This is a genomic window from Halostagnicola kamekurae (assembly GCF_900116205.1).
In the GTDB taxonomy this organism is placed as follows: domain Archaea; phylum Halobacteriota; class Halobacteria; order Halobacteriales; family Natrialbaceae; genus Halostagnicola; species Halostagnicola kamekurae.
Window position 1 is genome coordinate 1 of sequence record NZ_FOZS01000003.1, and the last position, 21,119, is coordinate 21,119.

The 21,119-nt window shown below is 62.3% G+C and carries 17 protein-coding genes and 2 pseudogenes; 10 read left to right on the forward strand and 9 right to left on the reverse strand.

Going from position 1 to position 21,119, the window contains the following annotated elements; translation table 11 throughout:
• The 4 genes and pseudogenes from BM348_RS21670 to BM348_RS13945 all read right to left on the reverse strand — a co-directional run.
• Positions 1 to 239: pseudogene (locus tag BM348_RS21670) on the reverse strand (hypothetical protein); the annotation flags it as partial.
• Positions 240 to 503: 264 nt separating this feature from the next.
• Positions 504 to 1,799: a glutamate dehydrogenase GdhB gene (gene gdhB, locus BM348_RS13935; RefSeq protein ID WP_092905618.1), complete on the reverse strand. Its 1,296-nt coding sequence runs from the start codon at positions 1,797 to 1,799 to the stop codon at positions 504 to 506.
• A gap of 52 nt (positions 1,800 to 1,851) precedes the next feature.
• Complete coding sequence (locus BM348_RS13940; protein WP_092905620.1) at positions 1,852 to 3,030, reverse strand: M24 family metallopeptidase; 1,179 nt, start codon at positions 3,028 to 3,030, stop codon at positions 1,852 to 1,854.
• 324 nt (positions 3,031 to 3,354) lie between these two features.
• Complete coding sequence (locus BM348_RS13945; protein WP_092905622.1) at positions 3,355 to 4,509, reverse strand: cobalamin-independent methionine synthase II family protein; 1,155 nt, start codon at positions 4,507 to 4,509, stop codon at positions 3,355 to 3,357.
• 175 nt (positions 4,510 to 4,684) lie between these two features.
• Here BM348_RS13945 and BM348_RS13950 point away from each other — a divergent pair, with 175 nt between their 5' ends.
• Positions 4,685 to 5,350 (forward strand): MBL fold metallo-hydrolase, encoded by a 666-nt coding sequence (locus tag BM348_RS13950; RefSeq protein WP_092905624.1) that lies wholly within the window; start codon positions 4,685 to 4,687, stop codon positions 5,348 to 5,350.
• Between the two features lie 334 nt (positions 5,351 to 5,684).
• Here the strand turns inward: BM348_RS13950 and BM348_RS13955 are convergent, their stop codons facing one another.
• Positions 5,685 to 6,488 (reverse strand): N-acyl homoserine lactonase family protein, encoded by an 804-nt coding sequence (locus BM348_RS13955; protein WP_092905626.1) that lies wholly within the window; start codon positions 6,486 to 6,488, stop codon positions 5,685 to 5,687.
• Positions 6,489 to 6,667: 179 nt separating this feature from the next.
• On the opposite strand from BM348_RS13955, the gene BM348_RS13960 reads away from it, so the two are divergent.
• The gene (locus BM348_RS13960; RefSeq protein WP_092906362.1) at positions 6,668 to 8,335 is read left to right on the forward strand and encodes an acyl-CoA synthetase; all 1,668 of its coding nucleotides are present in this window, start codon (positions 6,668 to 6,670) and stop codon (positions 8,333 to 8,335) included.
• 287 nt (positions 8,336 to 8,622) lie between these two features.
• Here BM348_RS13960 and BM348_RS21850 read toward each other — a convergent pair whose 3' ends face one another.
• Complete coding sequence (locus BM348_RS21850) at positions 8,623 to 8,958, reverse strand: hypothetical protein (protein WP_245779504.1); 336 nt, start codon at positions 8,956 to 8,958, stop codon at positions 8,623 to 8,625.
• Here BM348_RS21850 and BM348_RS13965 point away from each other — a divergent pair.
• A complete protein-coding gene (locus BM348_RS13965) occupies positions 8,866 to 9,759 on the forward strand; it encodes a sugar-transfer associated ATP-grasp domain-containing protein (RefSeq protein WP_245779500.1) in 894 nt (297 codons plus the stop codon). The genes BM348_RS21850 and BM348_RS13965 overlap by 93 nt on opposite strands.
• A gap of 23 nt (positions 9,760 to 9,782) precedes the next feature.
• Here the strand turns inward: BM348_RS13965 and BM348_RS13970 are convergent.
• Positions 9,783 to 10,513, reverse strand: a pseudogene (locus tag BM348_RS13970) (IS6 family transposase).
• Between the two features lie 175 nt (positions 10,514 to 10,688).
• Complete coding sequence (locus BM348_RS13975; protein ID WP_092905630.1) at positions 10,689 to 11,852, reverse strand: acyl-CoA dehydrogenase family protein; 1,164 nt, start codon at positions 11,850 to 11,852, stop codon at positions 10,689 to 10,691.
• Positions 11,853 to 12,095: 243 nt separating this feature from the next.
• Here BM348_RS13975 and BM348_RS13980 point away from each other — a divergent pair, with 243 nt between their 5' ends.
• From BM348_RS13980 to BM348_RS13990, 3 genes are all read left to right on the forward strand, one after another.
• Positions 12,096 to 13,712 carry a long-chain-fatty-acid--CoA ligase gene (locus BM348_RS13980; protein ID WP_092905631.1) on the forward strand — a complete coding sequence of 539 codons (1,617 nt, stop codon included), beginning with the start codon at positions 12,096 to 12,098 and terminating at the stop codon, positions 13,710 to 13,712.
• A gap of 152 nt (positions 13,713 to 13,864) precedes the next feature.
• Positions 13,865 to 15,004, forward strand: a complete 1,140-nt coding sequence (locus BM348_RS13985) for an acyl-CoA dehydrogenase family protein (RefSeq protein WP_092905633.1) — start codon at positions 13,865 to 13,867, stop codon at positions 15,002 to 15,004.
• A 69-nt stretch (positions 15,005 to 15,073) separates the two neighbouring features.
• Positions 15,074 to 15,871, forward strand: coding sequence for an enoyl-CoA hydratase/isomerase family protein (locus BM348_RS13990; RefSeq protein WP_092905635.1), 798 nt, complete (start codon positions 15,074 to 15,076; stop codon positions 15,869 to 15,871).
• A gap of 326 nt (positions 15,872 to 16,197) precedes the next feature.
• On the opposite strand, the gene BM348_RS13995 is transcribed toward BM348_RS13990, so the two are convergent.
• On the reverse strand, positions 16,198 to 16,935 hold the full coding sequence (locus BM348_RS13995) for a 3-hydroxyacyl-CoA dehydrogenase family protein (RefSeq protein WP_092905637.1): 738 nt from the start codon (positions 16,933 to 16,935) through the stop codon (positions 16,198 to 16,200).
• A 274-nt stretch (positions 16,936 to 17,209) separates the two neighbouring features.
• Between BM348_RS13995 and BM348_RS14000 the strand changes: the two genes are divergently transcribed.
• From BM348_RS14000 to BM348_RS14015, 4 genes are all read left to right on the forward strand, one after another.
• Positions 17,210 to 18,142, forward strand: a complete 933-nt coding sequence (locus tag BM348_RS14000) for a ribonucleoside-diphosphate reductase (RefSeq protein WP_092905639.1) — start codon at positions 17,210 to 17,212, stop codon at positions 18,140 to 18,142.
• Between the two features lie 73 nt (positions 18,143 to 18,215).
• Complete coding sequence (locus BM348_RS14005) at positions 18,216 to 19,379, forward strand: CaiB/BaiF CoA transferase family protein (RefSeq protein WP_092905641.1); 1,164 nt, start codon at positions 18,216 to 18,218, stop codon at positions 19,377 to 19,379.
• Positions 19,380 to 19,449: 70 nt separating this feature from the next.
• Complete coding sequence (locus tag BM348_RS21415) at positions 19,450 to 19,647, forward strand: hypothetical protein (protein ID WP_175507194.1); 198 nt, start codon at positions 19,450 to 19,452, stop codon at positions 19,645 to 19,647.
• 173 nt (positions 19,648 to 19,820) lie between these two features.
• On the forward strand, positions 19,821 to 20,990 hold the full coding sequence (locus BM348_RS14015; RefSeq protein WP_092905644.1) for a thiolase family protein: 1,170 nt from the start codon (positions 19,821 to 19,823) through the stop codon (positions 20,988 to 20,990).
• Positions 20,991 to 21,119: the final 129 nt, after the last annotated feature.

Sequence of the window (21,119 nt, forward strand, 5' to 3'; positions counted from 1 at the left end):
GTTATCTCCCAACCACCACCGCTGGCATACTCCCAATAGATTTCACTCGTTGCAGGTTCGTATCGGATCGCCTGTAGTGAATCAGGTCCCGGCGAATGATATATTTTAACGTCGAACGTCCCATCATCCCATAACTGGATTCGGCAACTTCGCGGTTCTGGAAGTTCTTCGCGGGCGATTTCTTGCATTTGATCGACGATCGGTGCCAGTGGCTGCATCGGCGGAATTTCTCTGTTCATGTATGATCTTGGCCCGTCCTCCCGCAGGCAGCGGGAGCACCGGCTCAAACGTGGAAGTGAAATACTCGATTCTACAACGTAGCAGATCCACCCACAGCTGCGAGAAAACGGTGCATGAAGGGAAAAGACGACAGCAGATAAAGATCTATCGACCGTCCGAATTCGTTCTCAAGATTCTAAGAATAGTTAGAGAAATCTATCGAATCCGCCAGGCCAACGCGTATCGCGCTCGAGACGCGGCCCGCCCGCGAACGTGTCGACGACTTACGGCCAGAGCCCGCGGACCGCTTTCGCCTCGGCGATCCGAGAGAGCGCCACCACGTAGGCGGCGTCGCGCCACGTCAGGTCCTTCGCTTCGACCTGCTCGCGGACGTCCGCCCAAGCCGCGAGCATCTTCGTCTCGAGTTCCTCGTTGACGCGCTCGAGCGACCACTGGCGGCGGTTGATGTCCTGGAGCCACTCGAAGTAGCTCACCGTCACGCCGCCGGCGTTCGCGAGGATATCGGGGATCACCGAGACGCCGCGTTCCTCGAGGATGGCGTCGGCGGCGAACGTCGTCGGCCCGTTGGCCCCTTCGACGACGATTTCGGCCTCGATCGCGTCGGCGTTGTCGGCGGTGATGACGTTGCCCACGGCCGCCGGAATCAGGACGTCGACCTCGAGTTCGAGAATCTCCTCGTTGGTGACCGTCTCGGGGGCGTCGTGCTCGAGGACGGCCTCCGGCTCCTCCTCGTGGGTCGGGATCGCATGGGTATCGAGTCCGTCGGGGTCGTAGATCGCCCCGTTGACGTCGCTGACGGCGACGACGGTCGCGCCCCAGTCGTCGAGCAATCGAGCCGCGTTCGCGCCGACGCTGCCGAAGCCCTGGACGGCGACGGTCGTCTCGGCGAGGTCGCGGTCGTCGTACTCGATCGCCTCGCGGGCGATGATGGCGGTGGAGCGGCCGGGGGCCTCCTCGCGGCCGTAGGAGCCGCCGACGACGGGCGGCTTGCCGGTGACGACGCCGGGAGTCGTCTCGCCCTGCTGCATCGAGTAGGCGTCCATGAACCAGGCCATCGTCTGGGCGTCGGTGCCCATGTCGGGCGCGGGGACGTCCTGTTTCGGGCCGACGACGTCGCGGATCTCCTCGGCGAACCGGCGGGTGAGCCGTTCGGTTTCGGCCTCCGAGAGTGATTTGGGATCGACGGCGATGCCGCCCTTCCCGCCGCCGAAGGGGATGTCCATCACGGCGCACTTCCAGGTCATCCACATCGAGAGGCCGATACACTCCTCGGCGGTAACCGCCGGATGGTACCGCAGCCCGCCCTTGTAGGGGCCGCGAACGTCGTCGTGTTGTGCCCGGTAGCCAGTGAACACCTCGACGGAGCCGTCGTCTCGCTCGAGGGGGACCGATACCCGCTGGACCTTCGTCGGGTGCTTCAGTCGTTCGACGACGCCGGCGTCGACGTCGACGTGGGCCGCCGCGCGCTCGAGCTGTCGGCGCGCGGTGAGCAGCGCCGAGTTCGGTTCGTCGTCCGCCGATTCCGCGTCGGCCGTCTGTGTCGGTGGTGTCGAACTCATGTGGTGGGTCGAATGGTCGAAATCGAAGGTTGGTGGTCGAATATCGAGTCGGTTACGTCGTAAACAGCCGTCGCGGGAAGTCCGCCAGCGTCTCCGCGCCGCTGCCCGTGACGCGGAACGTCTCGCTGATCTCCATGCCGATCTCGTCGGTCCAGATGCCGGGGATCATGTGGAACGTCATGTCCTCCTCGAGGACGGTCTCGTCACCGGGCCGGATGCTCGCGGTGTGCTCGCCCCAGTCCGGCGGGTAGCCCAGGCCCATCGAGTAGCCGATGCGGTCCTCCTTCTCGAGGCCGTACTGGGCGATCGTCTCGCGCCAGGCCTCCTCGACGCGCTCGCAGGTGACGCCGGGTTCGACGGCGTCGAGCGCGGCCTCGATCCCTTCGACGACGATATCGGCGGTCCGCTCGAGCTCGTCGGGCGGGTCGCCGACGAACGTCGTCCGGGCCAGCGGCGAGTGATAGCGGTGCCGACAGCCCGAGAGTTCGATGATGACCGGATCGCCCTTCTCGAACTCGCGGTCGGTCCAGGTCAGGTGGGGCGTCCCGGTGTGGTCGCCCGAGGGCATCAGCGGCACGATCGAGGGGTAGTCGCCGCCGTATTCCTCGGTGCCCCTGACGAGTTGCTCGTAGATCGCGGCCGCCGCCTCGTACTCCGGTACCCCCGCCTCGATCGCGTCGAGGCCCGCCTGCATGGCGTTCTCCGAGATGCGTGCGGCTTCCTGCATGTACTCGAGTTCCTGTTCGGACTTCTTGATCCGCACCCAGCCGACCAGCAGCGTCGCGTCCTCGAACGCCGCCTCGGGGAGGTTCTCCTGTAGCCGCGTGTAGGACTTGGCAGTGAAGTACGACGCGTCCATCTCGAGGCCGATCCGGCCGTCCGCGACCTCGAGTTCCTCTAGGACTCCCGCGACGTAATCCATCGGATGGAGGTCGTACGGGGAGTGGACGTGATCGTCGCTGTAGGATCGAATGCTATTCTCACCGAGGGCGGTCGTCGCTCGCGCCCCGTTCGCGTCCATCTCGCGGCCGACCCAGACGGGTTCGTCGCGGTCGGCGGTGACGATCACCGCCTGATGAACGTAGAACGACCAGCCGTCGTAGCCCGTGAGATAGTTCATGTTGGCCGGATCGGCGACGACGATCGCGTCGAGGTTCTCCTCGCGCAACCGGTCTTTCGTCCGATCGACCCGGCGTTCGTATTCGGTCTCGTCGAAAACGTTGCGGGACATGGTAGCAGACCGTGTGGAGAACGTCACCTACAATCATTAAAAGTATTTCGTTTACTACGAGTACAGATATCGTTTACCCATCCCGTAGTGAGGATGCAGGGTTCCGCAGGGCTCTCGAGAATTACAACGCCGTTTCGAGCCGCCTCTGCTTGCGGCTATGCACGCGGTTCTCCGCGGATTCGACGTACAGCTCGGATACAAATCGATCACCGTCGACGCGTCGGACTCGAGAGCAGCACCGACATCGACATTCCGACGGCGGCTGTCGTCCGATTGCCGTCGGATCACCGACACCGATCGTCACGTTCGTCGGCGGTCTCGCTATCAGCGGCGGCGCTCGGTCGCGATCTCGGCGCCTTCGACGAGCGCCTCGAGTTTGGCCCACGCGATCTCGGGGTCGACCATGCCGAGGCCGGCCTGCGTGCCGAAACCGCAGTCGGGCGCGGCGACGATCGGCGTCGACTCGTCGACCGCGTCCACGACGCGCTCGAGTCGGTCCGCGATCGTCTCGGGGTGGTCGATAACGTTCGTCTTCACGTCGACGACGCCCGGCATGAGCGTCCAGTCGTCCGGAAGCGGCTGCTCGGCGAACGCGCGGTACTCGTGCTGGTGGCGAGGGTTGGCCTGTTCGACGCTCAGCCCCGTGATGTCGGCCTCGTAGATCTCCGGCAGCATCTCGACTAAGTCCGCATCGAGATGGTGGGGCCCCTCGTAGCTCCCCCAGCAGGTGTGGAGTCGGACCTGTTCGGCAGGGACGTTCTCGAGGGCCTCGTTGAGCGCCTCGACGTGGAGACGCGTGGCTGCTCTGATCTCCTCGAGCGGTTCGCCCGCGTAGGCCGCCGTCTGTCCGATGGTGAGCAGTTCGGGTGCGTCGATCTGGAGGTCCATCCCGGTCTCTGCGACGAGCTCGTACTCCGCTTGCATCGCCTCGGCGACGGCGAAGAGGAACTCCTCGTAGGTGTCGTAGTACTCGTTGACGTGCGTGGTCGCGACGATGCTCGGCGACGCCGAGGTCACGAACGTCCCCTCGAAGTCGGCGTCGACCGTCTCGAGCGTGTCTCGGAACTCCTCGAGTTCGTCCTCGGCCTCCGCGTGGCCGGTGTACTCGATGGGGCCGTCGACGACGGGTTGCATCGAGAGATCGATCACGTCCGTCTCGAACGTCTCCTCGGCGTACGCGGGGAACTCCTGAAGGTCCGCCCAGAGCTCCTGTTCGCGCTTCCCGTCGATCCCGCTCAATCGGTCCGCGACGTACCAGTTAAAGGAGACTCGCGACTGCTCGCCGTTGTTGACGATGTCGAGCCCGGCCTCGGCCTGCCGCTCGACGACGGCCCGCGTGGCCTCCGCGACGGTTTCGGTCCACTCGTCCTCGTCGACCGGTTCGTCGTTCTGACGCGCCTCGAGGAGCTCGAGCAACGCCGGCGGGCGAGGGAGACTCCCGATGTGTGTCGTGCGTATTCGGTCGTTAGTCGTCGTCATTGGGTACTCTTGTGAGTAATAGTCACATCGAAAATATAACTGACGGTATTCTCACGACCGGGACGGTCGCAGTGAGTCGATCGCAGTCGCGTTCCGCTGGGACGGTGATCCCTCGGGGAAGAAAATTGTTCGGAGATGGGTACTAAGTCACTCGAATTCGTACGAGAAGATAGCAATGGCTACCGAATACGATAGTTTGAGCTTCGACCGGCTCGGACATGCGAGCGTTCGGATCGAAACCGACGATAGCACCGTTATCTACATCGATCCCTGGAGCGAGGTACTGGATAGCGAGCCGAAAGACGGGGATATCGTGTTCGTCACGCACGACGATTTCGATCACTACGACCCTGACGCGATCGAGGCAGTCGCCGCCTCAAATTCTACCATTGCCGTCTACGACGCGGTTGATACGAGCGATCTCGACTTCGATGTCGTCGATCTCCCACTCGAGGGAGAAAAAACGGTCGACGGGATCACTGTTCGGACGATACCCGCCTACAACGATCCCGAAGGCGAACACGTCGACGAAGACGGAGCTCCGTTCCACGCCGAAGGGGAGGTAATCGGTCTCTTCCTTACCGTCGACAACACAACTGTTTTCTTCACGTCTGACACTGACTTCCTCGACCACCATCAGTCCGTCACTACCGACGTATTTATTCCGCCGATCGGCGGCCACTTCACCATGGATCGTCGTGAAGCCGCCGAATTCGCACAGCACATCGATCCTGGGATAGTGCTCCCAGTCCACTACGATACCTTCGAGCCTATTGAAACCGATACCGATGCATTTGTCAGTGATCTCGAAGATGCAGATATCCGGATTGAATTGTTCTAACTGGAATTCGGTCCTCAGGAATCTGTGACTCGGGTCACACGCTATAGATTCGGACAACTCTCGCCACTTCACGCTGGCACTGTGAACGGAAAATTACTCACCGGACGTATAAGTGATAGCCGTTTAGACACGTCAGGACGTGAGTCGGGCCTAATATAGAAAATCGGAACAGTAAGGGTTGAGATATTCTCGCTCAATTGGATCCAGCTATGGCGCGTTCGCGCCCATTGTCCGCTTGATCGAACAGCCAACAAGGAGACACACAGCGATCGACTCTGTCGATAAGTTACAGCCATCTGCGTATGGTCGATAGCAATTCCCTGTCGATCGCAGTCTACGGCAGTCCGCCGGTTAACCGCTCGGCATCAACCGGTGCGTGCCCGCAGAAAACGTCTGCGTCGTGTCGTCGCTCGAGTTCTTTGAGTCGGGTAAGGCTATCGTGCCAGTGGCGCTGGCTCCAGAGCAGGCCGGCACCGAGCGGGACTTCGTTGTCGTAGTTTTCGCGCATATAGACCTCGTCACCCGCAAAAATAGCCGTTCCGTAGTCGTCGAGATGGATCATCGTTCCCATCAGTCCCGGCGTGTGGCCGGGCAAGCGGATGAACTCGATGTCTTCAAAGAATGTCGTGCGATCGCGATGGATGACGTGCCAGTTCAGGTCGTGGTCGAAGTCCTCGAGGACGTACGCGCTGCTTCCTTCGTCCGTCTTCGCGCTGTAGTAGGCGTATTTGAGCTCCTTTTCGTGGACGAAGACGGGGATGTCGGTACCGGCGAAGTGGTGCAAACTTCCGGCGTGATCCAGATGCAGGTGGGTCTGGAAGACGTAATCGATATCTCCGATTGTGTACCCCACGTCGTCGAGCGCTGTCTCGAGGTCGCGTTCGGCGGCGTCGTAGTGTTCGAACGCAGCGTACAGTTCGTCGGGCCAGTAGCCCTCGCCAGCTTGCGGATGTGAACCGGTATCCCAGAGAATCGTCCCCACTGGGTGATCGATTACCAACCCGTAGACCGGCCCCTCGTCCATCGGGGTTTCCGGGTTCGGTTCGGCTGCGGACCCCATCTCGTACCCCTCGATGAGGTGGTTCAGATCGGTTCTGATCGTTCCCCGGTCGACGAGTGATACGGTTGCGTTAACCATGGATAATATTGACAATATCCCGCTATAGAAGCTACGGACGCTCGCACGCACGCAAAAATTGCTAGTCCTTTTTTGTCTCAGTGGGACGGAATTCCGTGTTATGTTCCCTGTTATATGTCACCAACAAACGTATATTACCGAACGGCCAAGCGAGTGCCACCATCGGAGAGGTGGTCTCGATGCGTGGTGACCGCCTCGAGGCGTATCACTTCTACGAGAACGAGTACGAGAGCTACGGCCAGCTCAGAGCGGAGTTCGAGTGGGAAATCCCATCCCGGTTCAACATGGCGTGGTACGCCTGTGATCGTTGGGCAGACGATAAGAGCCGTGTCGCAGTCTTCGAAGAACACGAGTCGGGCGAGCGGGCGACGTACACGTTTTGGCAACTCCAGAACCTGACGAACAAACTGGCAAACTACCTTCGACAACGGGGTGTCGAGCGCGGCGACTGCGTTGGCGTCAATACCCCACAGCGTATCGAGACGGTCCTCGCCCACATCGCCTGTTGGAAACTCGGGGCCGTTTCGGTCCCTCTATCGACGCTGTTCGGTCCTGACGCACTGTCTTACCGTCTCGAGGACGCCGGTGCTGTCGCGGCGATCGCCGGAGAATCGAACGTCACTGATTTCCGCGAGGCCCGCGAGCAGACGTCACTCGAGACGGTTCTCACGGTCGGTGACGTCGACTCACAGGAGGGAGAATACGACCTCTGGGAGGCGATCGAAGACCAGCCTCGAGCGTTCGATCCCGTCGAGACCGACTCCGAGGACGATGCGATCGTTATCTACACGTCGGGGACCACGGGCGATCCGAAGGGCGTTCGCCACGCACATCGCGTCCTCCTCGGGCATCTACCGCTGTTTATCACGACCTTCGGAAACATGCGACTCGAAGACAGCGATGTCTTCTGGACGCCGTCGGAGTGGGCGTGGGTCGCGTCGCTGTTCGATGTGTTGTTCCCCGGACTGTACTACGGTAAGCCGGTTGTCGCCTACAACGGTGGGCAGTTCGATCCATCGACCGCGTTTCGTCTGCTCGAGTCCTACGGCGTGACGAACTTCTTTGCGCCCCCGACGGCCCTACGGATGATGAAACAGGTCGAACCCAAGTCTCGGGTGGATGAGCTCCGAACCATCGCCAGCGGCGGGGAGTCACTCGGCCAAGATATCGTCGAGTGGGCGGCAGACACGTTCGGTGGCGCAGCGGTCCACGAGGGGTACGGCCAGACCGAAGCCAACCTGCTCATCGGGGATTGTACGGCCCTGTTCGAGTTTCGTGAGGGAACGATGGGGCGAGCGGCGCCGGGCCACGAGATTACGATCGTCGACCCACAGAGTGCGGAACCCACCATCGAGCCCGACGAAACCGGTGAAATCGCGGTTAGATACGAATCCAATCCCGTGTGCTTCAAGGAGTACTGGAACAAGCCCGATAAAACAGACGCCAAAGTTCGGAACGGCTGGTTGCTCACCGAGGATCTGGGTCGTCAAGACGAAGACGGCTACATCGCTTTCGAGGGCCGGACGGACGACGTTATTATCAGTGCCGGGTACCGAATTGGCCCGGTCGAGATCGAGGAGTCCCTCGCCAGCCACGACGCTGTCGCTGACAGTGCAGTGATCGGCGTTCCCGACGACGAGCGCGGCGAAGTTCCGAAAGCCTACGTGGTCCTTACAGCGGGTTCGAACAGAAGTGAAAATTTGCGTGAGACGCTTCAGCAACACGTTCGCGACCGACTCGCACAGTACGAGTATCCGCGCGAAATCGCGTTCGTCGAGGAGTTACCAAAGACGACCACCGGGAAGGTTCGACGGGCATCTCTCCGAGAGCGCGAAGGGCTCTCGTAACGAGGTCAGGGCTACGAACTGATTGTGAGGGCGAGCAATTCACCTCACTCGTCTTCCCTACGATCGTCCTATCGGACAGCTCGACGAACTCGAGGAGACGACCACCGATTCCGCTGTGGATACGGAGAGCGGTTCCTTTCGGTGCCGCCGGAGATTCTTGTCCTGAAGTACAAGAAGATATGCCTTCGGTAAATCCTGTGTGTCTGATCATACAGCGTCACATTCCAAATTGAGCGTTTTAGTAGAGACTATTCTGAATATAAGCTTATAATGCAAGTGTATAGCGACTATCGATGATCCGAGAGGCATACCAGACCGTAAATCGGGCTCGAAAACTCATCCGGGAAGAGCGCCAATCCGGCCCCGAATTCGATGTTTCGCCCCGCGACCGGCTTCGATACTACAAGCGTGGGTTTTTGAGTAAATCTGCGGTTCTTTATGACTTCGAGACCCACGATCCCAGCACCTATCTCAGCGATTACCAGCGGTTCATTCGATCGAGCCGCATCAACGGTCACTGGAATGCCCTCATCGATAATAAGCTCGCGTTTCATCGGGTCCTCGGCGAGTTTCCCTCGCACCGACCGTCGGTATATGGACTGCTCAAGGACGGGCACTTTCATCGCTTCAACCCGGATGACAGGACAGTTGTGAGCGGCGGCGGGAGTGAACTCGAGTATCAGAACCAGACCGTTCTCGCCGCTTTAGAACCGACCATGGATCCACTCGAGTGGTTCGACGCGACGCTCTCGAACGGGGATCAACTCGTGCTGAAGTGGTTCAGCGGCGGTGGCGGAAACAATGTTCACTTTCTCGAACAGAGAGACGGGTCGTACCTGTACGACGGAACGGAGAAAACCGACGCCGAACTCGCTGAGGTAGTCGGCTCCCTCGAGGACTACCTCGTCTGTGAGTTTGTCGAACAAGCTGACTACGCGGACGAACTGTTCCCTACCACAACAAACACGATTCGAGTACTCACAATGTACGATGAGCAGGCACAGGAAGCATTTATTCCCATTGCGATTCACCGAATCGGGAGCAGCGATTCCGTCCCCGTCGACAATTTCTCGAACGGTGGATTGAGTGCCGAAGTCGATCGAGAAACGGGACTACTCAGTGCCGGTGCTGAATATCCGCATGATGGCGCTGTTGGCTGGCACGATACACACCCTGAAACCGGTGCTCCAATCGAAGGCACAGCGATTCCCGGATGGGAGGCAATTCGCGAGCGACTGCTCGAGATCGCCAGTACGTTTTCACACCTGCCATATGTCGGCTGGGACCTCGTTGTGACCAGCGAGGGCGAGTTCAAGATCATAGAGGCCAACAGTTATCCGGGCGTGGCATCGCTTCAGGTCCATCGCCCCCTCCTGGCAGAGAGCCGGATACGGCGCTTCTATCGACGCCATCACGTCGTCTGATAGAGAATAGAAGGTGGCACTGTCTAGTTTAGCACCTCAGCTGGCGTTTGTCTGTTGAGTGATTGGTTCAGTCGTTGTGTGTTATAGTAGTGTACGAACTGATCAAGCCACTCCTGACGCTCGTCCGACTTCCCACCCACGAGTTATGGAAGCGGTTAACTCGCATCTTGAGGGTGTGAAACCACTTTTCGATGAGGTTTCGCTCGACGTAGTCGAGCTGACCGCGTAACCCTAACCGAGAGACAGCAGTCAGATAGCCGTAGCCATCAACGAGAAACACCGTGTCAGAGAGATCGTGTTTCTCGGTCAATCGATGCAGGAATGAAGCGGCAGGATCGGTGCCTCGTCGTCCGTATACTGCGACATCGAGAATAAGCCGCGAGTCTAGGTTGATTGCATCGTATACCCAAGACCAGTCGCCGTTGATCTTGACAGCTGTTTCATCAATGGCGACCCGCGACGGCTTCGCCATCCTCAGAACGCATCGCATTCTGATGGACCCCACGAGACCGTTGCTCTCGTGGACGTCGGCGGCCTGAAACGCTGTCGGCCAGCCGATGTACCAAGTGCCAGATCTCTTGGTGAGGCCGTTCAACTCTGATCAAGCGAAGAATAGCTTGTGTCTCTCGAAGCAAACAACCGGTCGCGTGGAGACGGACGGCGACACCCGCCAGGTGTTCGCCGTCCGCTCACGCTCCCCAGCTTCATCAAATTCCGCCGCATAGCACTCGCTGAGCAGGTCTACGAGTGCCATTCCAAACTAACTCTACGACCTGGCCCGCTTCTCAAACCGCACTAACTAGACGGCGCCTAGAAAGTGGATACCTGAGTGAATCGCCACTAATGTATTATCGAATATAGGGTTAGACTCGAGAAGCCGAGCCGAAGCGACCCGAGTCGGCGAGCGAAACTGGTCGCCTATCAGGTCACTACTGATAGGCCGGGATGCCGGTGAATTCCTCGCCGAGGATGAGTGTGTGGATGTCGTGGGTCCCCTCGTAGGTGTAGACTGTCTCCATGTTGGCCATGTGTCGCATCGGCGAGTAATCCGTGGTGATGCCGTTGCCGCCGAGCATCTCTCGAGCGATCCGGGACTGATCGCGGGCCGTCCGAACGTTGTTCCGCTTCGCCATCGAGACGTGTTGCGGTCGCATCTCCCCGCGCTCTTTGAGTTCGGCGAGCCGGTGTGCCAGCAGTTGGGCCAGGGTGATCTGCGTTCCCATCTCCGCGAGCTTGCGCTGCTGGAGTTGGAACCGACCGATCGGACCGCCGAACTGGTCGCGGTCTTTCGCGTATCGGCGGGCCTCCTCGAAGCAATCCCGCGCCGCCCCGACCGCACCCCAGGCGATGCCGTAGCGAGCCTGCGTGAGACAGGACAGCGGCCCCTTCATGCCGGAGACACCGGGCAGGACGTTCTCCTCGGGAACGCGGACGTCGGTGAGCGCGATCTCGCCCGTAATCGACGCGCGAAGCGAGAGCTTCTCGGTGATCTCGTTGGTCGAAACGCCGTCGCGATCGGTCTCGACGAGGAAGCCGCGTACGGGTTCGTCCTCGCTCGAGCGGTCCCGCGCCCACACGATCGCGACGTCGGCGATCGGGGAGTTCGTGATCCACGTCTTCGTACCGTTCAGGACGTAACCGTCACTGTCGCGCTCGGCGTAGGTCTCCATCGCCGACGGGTTCGAACCGTGTTCGGGTTCGGTGAGACCGAAACACCCGATCGCCTCGCCCCGGCCCATCGCGGGCAGCCACTCCACTTTCTGTTCGTCGCTCCCGTAGGCACGGATCGGGTACATGACGAGCGCACCCTGAACGGAGGCCATCGATCGCAGCCCGGAGTCGCCCGCCTCGAGTTCCTGCATCAAGAGCCCGTACGCCGTCTCGGAGACGTTCGGCGAGCCGTAGCCCTCGAGGTTCGGCGCGTAAAAGCCGAGGTCGCCCATCTTCGAAATCAACTCTTTCGGGAAGGTTCCGTTCTCGAAGTGTTCGCCGATGTCGGGCTTGACGTGTTCGTCGACGAATTCTCGAGCCGTATCCCGGATCATGCGCTCTTCCTGGCCTAAGTCCGCCTCGAGCCGCACGAAATCGAGCATACGTTGACCTAGACGAATGGCACAATAGGTATTGCGGTGCCAGATACCACGTGCGGGCGTCGTGGCGGCGAGGGCTCTTCGAACGCGGCTGTCACCGGGCCGAAACGAGGGAGCGGCGACGACAGTGTGCCGGGGCGGATCCGGTCCAGCGTTGGCGGCGACGATCGGGTTCCGGCCAAATTCGAGGGGGTGTGTTGACAAGTAACAATACTTTTGTGCCGTTCAGCCGTTGACACACATCGCATGACAAATCTCGTGACGGACGTAGCCGAGACGGTAGCGACGCACCCGGATTCAACCGCGATCGCGTACCGAGAATCCGAACTGACCTACGCGGAGTTCTGGGAGCGCGCCGGGCGGTTCGCACAGGCCCTGGACGATCGCGGCATCGACGAGGGCGAGCGCGTCGCGATCTATCTACCGAACCTCCCGCAGTTCGTGACGGCCTTCTACGGCACGCTACGCGCCGGCGGAATCGTCGTTCCGATGAACCCCCAGTACAAGGCTCGAGAGATCAGCCACATGCTCGGCGACAGCGGGGCGCGAGCAGTCGTCGCGCTCACGGATCTCGTCCCCAACGTCCGCGAGGTACGGGACGGCACCGATGTCGAACGGATCGTCAGCGTGGGCGGAAACGCCGACGGCGCCACCGAGTTCGGCGACTTCCTCGCGGACGACACCCGGGAGGTCGTTGATCGCGCGGACGACGACGTCGCGGTCCAGCCCTACACGTCCGGGACCACTGGCACTCCGAAGGGCGTCCTGTTGACCCACTACAATCTGGCGTTCACGACGCGGGCCAACGCCGACGTTCTGCCGGATGGCTTCCAGACCTCCGACCGACTCATCGGCACGCTCCCGTTGTTCCACATCTACGGCATGTCCGTCGTCATGAACGGCGCGATGTACAGCGGCGGGACGTACTACCCCGTTCCAGAGTGGGACGCATCGGCCGTCATGGACCAACTGGAAGAGGACGAGATCACGATCATGTTCGCCGTCCCTGCGATGTTCAACGACATGATCAACCAGCCCGACGCCGCCGAGTACGAGTTCGAGTCGCTTCGGTTCGCCAACTCCGGCGGCTCGAGCCTCCCGATGGAGGTGTTAGACCGGTTCGAGGAGCTGTGGAGCGTCCAGCTCAACGAGGGCTACGGCCTGACCGAGACGAGCCCGGTCACACACGCGAACACGAACGAGAACCGCCGGAAGGGAAGCATCGGTCAGCCGCTCGAGGGGGTCGAGGCGAAAATCGTTGATAGCGCGGAATTCCATTCCGCTGACCGTTCGGGCGGCAGCGGACCGCCCGAAGACGAGGGGTTCGAGGAAGTGCCGCGCGTCGAGGAGGGGCCGATCGACGAGGACGAGACCGATCTCCACGCGGTCACGGGCGAGCTGGTCGTCCACGGCCCGAACGTGATGAAGGAGTACTACGGCCTGCCGGAGGCCAACGAGGAGGCGTTCACCGACGAAGACGGCACGCGCTGGTTTCACACCGGCGACATCGGCTACTGGGACGAGGACGGCTTCTTTTACGTGGTCGACCGCGAGAAGCACATGATCGTCACCGGCGGCTACAACGTCTACCCGCGGGAAGTCGAGGAACTCCTCTTCGAACACGAGGACGTCGCCGACGCCGCCGTCGTCGGGATTCCGGATGAGCGCCGCGGCGAGACCGTCAAGGCGTTTATCGTAACCACGCCGGACGCTGAATCGACGCCCGAGGACATCAAACAGTACTGTCTGACGAATCTCGCCGAGTATAAGCATCCCCGCGAGGTCGAGTTCGTGGGAGAACTGCCGCGGACGACGACCGGCAAGGTACAGAAGTTCGAACTCCGCGCCGAAAGCAACGACTGAACACCGCCGCAGCACCGCCGCAGATCGTGTCCGTCCGGACTCCGGGCGGGGCCACCATTTCCACTCTCAAATCTTAGATTCGAATAGATTAACAAAAGCAAATCGAGAGTATATTCGAACCTACTTTGTAAGACGATCCCGATGAAACGCGTATGGCATTCCAGCTGTCAGCCGAGCACGAGGCTATCCGTGACGCCGTCCGCGAGTTCGGCGAAAACGAGATAGCGCCCGTCGCCGAGGAGCACGACCGAGAGCACAGGTACCCCGAGGATCTCCGGAGGAAGGCCGCCGAGTACGACTTCGTCGCGCCGAACATCCCCGTCGAGTACGGCGGTGCCGGGATGGACAAGCTCTCCGCGACGATCGTCATCGAGGAACTCTGGCGGGCCGATCCGGGCATCGGCTCGGCCGTCGGTTCCGCCGGCTTCGGGACGGACATGATCGTCGAGTTCGGCGACGAGTGGATGAAAGAGGAGTGGCTCCCCGAGATCGCCACCGGCGAGACCGCCTCCTGTTCGATGATCTCCGAGCCCGCACACGGCTCGAACGTCGCGGGCATCGAGACGGTCGCCGAAACGGACGGCGACGAGTACGTTCTCAACGGCAGCAAGATGTGGATAACGAACGGGACCGTCGCCGACGTCGGCGTCTGCATGGCGAAGACCAGCCCCGGCGAGAGCCACCGCGGGATCACCGCCTTCCTCGTCGAGATGGACCGCGACGGCGTCTCGACCGACAAGATCGACAACAAACTCGGGATTCGTGCCTCCGACCTCGCCGAGGTCGTCATCGACGACGTCCGGGTCCCCGAGGAGAACGTCATCGGCGAGGTCGACGAGGGCTTCTACCAGCTGATGGAGTTCTTCGCCTCCGGCCGCACCAGCGTCGCCGCCCAGGCCGTCGGCGCCGCCCAGGGAGCCCTCGACGCCGCCGTCGAGTACGCCACCCAGCGCGAGCAGTTCGATCAGAAGATCGCCGAGTTCCAGGCCATCCAGCACAAGATCGCCGAGATGGCCACCAAGGTCGAGGCCGCTCGATCGCTGACCTACCGCGCCGCAACCCAGGTCGAACAGGAGAACCAGGACGTCGCCGCCCAATACTCGAGTATGGCGAAGTACTTCGCATCCGAAATAGCGGTCGAGGTCGCCGACGAGGGCGTCCAGGTCCACGGCGGTTCGGGCTACGTCACAGACTATCCTGCCGAACGCTACTATCGAGACGCCCGCATCACGAAAATCTACGAGGGCACGAGCGAGATCCAGAAGAACATCATCGCCGATCAGATCCTGTAATCGGGCTCCGCTCGAGAACGGATTCGCCGCCGAGCGTACCTTTTTTATCGTTGCCCGTGACTGTCCATCATGGTCGAATCACTGGAGACCGTTCTGGTAGAGTACGACGAAGCCCGCGGCGTCGGCACGCTCACGATGAACCGACCGGACGCACTGAACGCGCTGAACGCGCAACTGGGAGCCGACATCGTCGCCGGACTCGAACGCCTCGAGGAGCGAAACGACGGCGCCGACGGCGTCGAACTGCGGGCCGTCGTGCTCGAGGGGGCAGGCGAAAAGGCCTTCTGCGCCGGTGCGGACATCGGCGGCTTCTCCAGGGAGTCGTCCGGCGGCTCCTCGCCCCGATCGCACTACGAGTTCATCCGCGACTACCCCGCGCCGGTCGTCGCCAAGATCGACGGCTACTGTCTGGGCGGCGGGTTCGAGACCGCGCTGGCCTGCGATTTCCGACTGGCCAGCGAGCGCAGCACGCTCGGCTTCCCCGAGGTGGACCTCGGCATTTTGCCCGGCGCGGGCGGCGTTCAGGACGTCACGAAGATCGCCGGCTCCGCCGTCGCGAAGGAACTCGCGATGACCGGCGAGCACATTTCCGCGGCACGCGCCGACGAAGAGGGGCTCGTCAACCGCGTTTACGCGGACGACGAGTTCGACGAGGGTGTCGACGACTTCGTCACCGAACTGGCCGGGAAAGCGCCGCTCGCCGTCCAGGCGATCAAGCAGTCCGCCGACATGGCCGTCAACAGTGGGCTCGAGGAGGGGATCGCGTACGACCGCTCCCTCTTCCAGGAGTTGCTCCGGACCGAGGACCACGCGGAGGGCGCGGCGGCGTTCTCCGAGGATCGCGAGCCCGAGTTCGAGGGAAAGTAACCGGACACGGCGGACGACTGCCGTTTCACTCTCGACCGATTTTCGACCTGCGGTGGCGCGCGCTGTCAGTCGGCCGAACGAGAGTGAGGGCGGCCGACGATACTGCGCGAGGGATGAGCGAGTGTAACGAGCGAATCGGCTGGGGAGGACGTGGTTTCTCCGTGTTGCCACGATAGCAGGACACCCTGACTCGCTGGTTCTACACACTGCTCAACGAGTCTCGGTGATCGAGATCGTGATACTACTATCGTGGTCAGGACACGCCACAGCATATCGGTTTATCGATCCAGCGTGGAAACGAGTCCACACCGGCGAGGAAACGGCTCTCAGTCCCACTCCTCGCCGATGCCGGCAAGCGAGAACGGCCCGACCGGGAGGTTGTACCCGTCCTCGAGCGCCTTGTCGACCTGCTCTTCCGTGGCGATGCCCTCGTCGACGATCTTCTGGGCCTCCTCGCCCATCGCCGCGTAACAGCGGTTCGCGATGAAGCCGTAGGAGCCGGGGTCGTCGTCGATGGTGACGCGCGTCTTGTCGAGTTCGTCGACGAGTTCCTCGGCGCGCTCGACGACGGCCTCGTCGGTCTCCGGCGCTCTGACGATCTCGACCATGTCCATGACCGCGACCGGATTGAAAAAGTGCGTCACCGCGACCCGCGAGGGGTCGGAGACGGCGTTGGCGATCGAGGTCACCGCAAAGCCGCTCGTGTTCGAGTAAAGCGGCTGGTCGTCCGTGACCTCGTCCAAGTCGCGAAAGACCTGCCCCTTGATCGCCAGGTCCTCCGTCACCGCTTCGATGACGAACTCCGTCCCCTCCGTCGCCGCCTCGAGGTCAGTCGTGAACGTCATCCGCTCTAAGACTCCGTCCATCTCCGCTTCCGAGAGATAGCCGCCCTCGACCGCATCCTTGAGGCCGTAGTTGCCCGAAATAACCCGTTCGCGGGCGGAGTCTGCCAGCTCCTCGTTCATCTCGCGGACGGCTACCTCGTAGCCGTTGCGTGCGAGTACCTGTGCGATACCGGCGCCCATAATGCCGCCACCGACGACGGCAGCACTCTGCTGTGCCATGATACCAACCTTCACGAGAACTGTCTTAGTTCTTGTCAAGCCGGAACGACGCTGGGCCGAAGCGCCGTTCTCGGCCGGGATCGACCGCTCGGAATCGGAACCTTCGACACCTCGAGCGTGGCTTCGGACCGTCCGACCTCCTCGGCGTTGATTGCAGACCGTCCGATTCCTCGAGGCCGGTGTCGGCCTGGGTCGATTCTGCGAGGACGGGTTTCGGATCGCCCCCATCAGTCAACGTCCGAACATTTAATAGCCGGCTCGGGGATCACGACGTATGGCAACGGAGTACACGCCGTCCGAGATGATGGACCGAGAGTCCAGATCGAACCGCTACTACCGCAACGCGGTCGAGCGCCACTGGGACCCCGGCGAGATCGACCTCGAGCGGGATGTCGAGAACCTCCTCGCGTTCGTCGAGGCGTCGGAGTCGTACGATCGGGAGTCATGGTATGGCACGCTCACCGGCATCGCGAAGTTCGGCGCGGGAGAGGACGCCGTCACCGAGGACCTCGCACCCCTGGGGACCGTTCTCGAGGACATCGACGACCAGTTGTTCCTGACGACCCAGCTGTACGAGGAGGCCAAACACGCTGACTTCTTCGATCGCTACTGGCGCGAGGTCGTCTGGCCGGTCGAGGACGAACTCGGGTGGGAGCGATCCGATCCCCGCCACGAGCGGTGGTTCAACGAGCCCTACATCGAACTGTTCGACCGCAATCGCACGGCCCAGTACCGACTGCTCGAGGACGACACGCCCGAAAACCGAGTGAAGGCGTACTGTCACTACCACCTCACCGTCGAGGGTATCCTGGCCCAGACGGGCTACTACGGGATGCAGACCTCCTACGGCGGCGAGTTCGAGGAGCTGCCCCACCTGCCGGGGCTCGTGCGGGGATTCGCGAAGATCCGCAGCGACGAGGGCCGCCACGTCGGCTTCGGGATGAACCAGGTCAAGAAGCTAATCGCCGAGGGAGTCGATCCACAGCTCGTCGAGAAGACAGTGGAGGACCTGCTCCCGCTGGTGCAGGACATCACGGAGGACGACCGGTACCAGGCCGACGACCCCGAAACTCGCCCGGGCCTCGAACCGGGGAAACTGGCCGAGTACGCCGTCGAGAAACACGCCGACCGGATGCGACAGATCACCGACGCCGCGGCCGACATTCCCGACATCGACGACCTCGTGGCGCTCGAGGAAGACGACTGAGGGGGGTCTGGTAAGGGTGGGCGAGGCAGATCATCGGCGGCAGGTTTTTGCGCGCCGATCGAGACGTGATACCATGCGACTCGATTCGATTCGAATACTCGATCTGACGCGACTGCTGCCCGGCCCCTACGCGACGCAACTGTTCGCCGACGTGGGTGCGGACGTGATCAAAGTCGAGGACACGGACGCGGGTGACTACGCCCGACACATGCCGCCGACGACGGACCGCGACACCGGCGCGCTCTTCGATAGCGTCAATCGCGGCAAGCGCAGCGTCGCGCTCGACCTGAAGTCGGAGGGCGGTCGCGAGGCGTTTTACGACCTCGTCGCGGACGCGGACGTCGTCTTCGAACAGTTCCGGCCGGGCGTCGCCGAACGACTCGAGATCGAGTACGAGACGCTCCGCGAGTACAACGACGAGCTCGTCTACTGTTCGCTGTCCGGCTACGGGGGAACCGGACCGTACGCCCGGCGTGCGGGTCACGATCTCAACTACGTCGGCGTCGCCGGCCTGCTCGAGATGACCCGCGCGGACGAGTCGATGGCCCCCCAGATCCCGGGCTACCAGATCGCCGACCTCGGCGGCGGGCTGTTCGCGGCCTTCTCGATCGTCGGCGGGCTGCTCTCGCGAGAACTGGGGGAGGGCGGCGAGTACGTCGACGTGTCCATGACGGACGTGGTCGCCTCCTTCTCGCAGACTGTCGCTCACGAGGCGCTGACCGGTGACGATCCCCGCCCCGGCGAGACGGCGCTCACTGGGCAGTACCCGTGGTACGACGTCTACGAGGCTTCAGACGGACGCTACGTGACCCTCGCGGCCCTCGAGCCGAAGTTCTGGGAGGCTTTCTGCGAGGAAGTCCGTCGCGAGGAGTTGATCGACGCCCACGGCACCGACGACGCCGCGGAACTCGAAGCCGTCCGCGAGGAGGTCGAGTCGCTTTTCGCCGGCCGCACGCGGGACGCCTGGCTCGAGGCGCTGAGCGACGAGACGATGACCGGACCGGTTTGTACGCCCGCGGAGGCACTCGAGCATCCGCAACTCGAGGCCCGCGGGATAGTCGAGCGCCCCGACGACGCGCCGCCGCGAGTCGGCTTTCCCGCCGTCGGGTCGGCAACACCCGAGAGTCTCGACGAGTCGGTCCCCGATCACGGCGAGCACACGGACGAACTGCTCGCCAGCGTTGGGTACGGCGAGGACGAGCGGGCCGCGCTCCGTGACCGCGGTGCGATCCGCTGATCGGTCCGGTAGCGCAGCGAGCCAGCTCCGACGCCGGCGGTTCGATCCGGGTTCCGGCGAATTCCTTTGCGTGTACGGCCGCAAACCCACGCGAGGCGTCGTTCCGAACGTCACCCGTCCGAAAGCGCTCGCGGGTGTACTCGCTCCCGTCGGTCCCGACGCTCGAGACCTACTCGAGGACGACGTTCGCGCCCCCTCGGCGAGCGTTCGACAGTCTGCGCGTCCGATGCGGTCGGCCCCGCCGATTACCATGGCGGTTGGGTCCTGAATACCAAAGTTCATCCTCGAGAAAACACTATGGAATCTGACTTAATCCTTGGAGAGAGTTACCGTGTTTCTTGGCAGGTTCGAGAAAGTATTCGACGGTACGGTCTCCAGCGCGATCGGTCACGATTTATGCACAACATCTATGACCGGTGACGGAATACTCGTGCGTACGTCATGAACTCCGCAGTCATCGTCGACGCCGTCCGAACGCCCTTTGGCAAACGAGACGGCTCGTTCAGGGACACGCACCCGCAGGACCTCGCTGCCGAACCGCTCGAGGCGCTGCGCGAGCGCAACGGGTTCGAACCGGAGACGATCGAGGATGTGATATACGGCTGTGTCACGCCCATCGACGAGCAGGGACTGAACATCGCCAGACTCGCGCCGATGGTCGCAGGCTGGGGCGATATCGTCCCGGGCGTCCAGTTGAACCGGATGTGTGGCTCCGGCCAGCAGGCGGCGAACTTCGCCGCGGCGAACGTCATGGCCGGCCAACACGACGTGCTCGTCGCGGGCGGCGTCGAGCACATGACTCGCGTCCCGATGGGTTCGGACGGCGCGGACGGGGCAGACGGGGCCGACAGCGTCACCGACACCTACTTCGAGCACTTCGACGAGGTGACCCACCAGGGAGAGGGGGCAGAACGGATCGCCGAGGAGTACGACTTCTCGCGCGAGGAACTCGACGAGATCGCCGCCGACTCCCAACGGCGCTGGAAGGAGGCCTGGGATGACGGTCGCTACGACGATCAGATCGTCCCGGTCGAGACCGAACTCGACGGCGAGGAGGTCGTCGTCGAACGGGACGAACACCCGCGTCCCGGGACCGACGTGGAGACCCTGTCCGAGCTTCCACTTTCCTTCCGCGAGGAGGGCGAGGGCTTCCACCATCCCGGCAACTCCTCGGGGATCGTCGACGGCTCGGCTGCACTGTTAATCGCGAGCGAGGAGGCCGCCGCGGAACACGGCTGGGAGCCGATGGCCCGGATCGTCCAGACCGAAGTCGTCGGCGTCGACCCGATCACGATGCTCAAGGGGCCGATTCCGGCGACCGAGAACGTCCTCGAGAAAGCCGATATGACGGTCGGCGACGTCGACCTCTTCGAGGTCAACGAGGCGTTCGCAGCGGTCGTGGCCGCCTGGCTCGAGGAGACCGGCGCGTCGTGGGAGGACGTCAACGTCAACGGCGGCGCGATCGCCCACGGCCACCCGCTGGGTGCGACCGGGGCGATGTTGCTGACCAAACTGGCCCACGAACTCGAGCGGACGGGACAGGACACGGCCCTCTCGGCCATGTGTATCGGCTTCGGGCAGGGCGTCGCGACGATCCTCGAGCGAGTCTGAGCGGAGTTTCCCGGCGGTTTTCGAATCGGTGCGGACGGGGCCACGGTTCGGACGGGGACGGGTACGCGGACGTGACATGGGGTCGCGTAGCAGACCGATCCCTCCTCTTGCTTCCAATGTATGCGATCG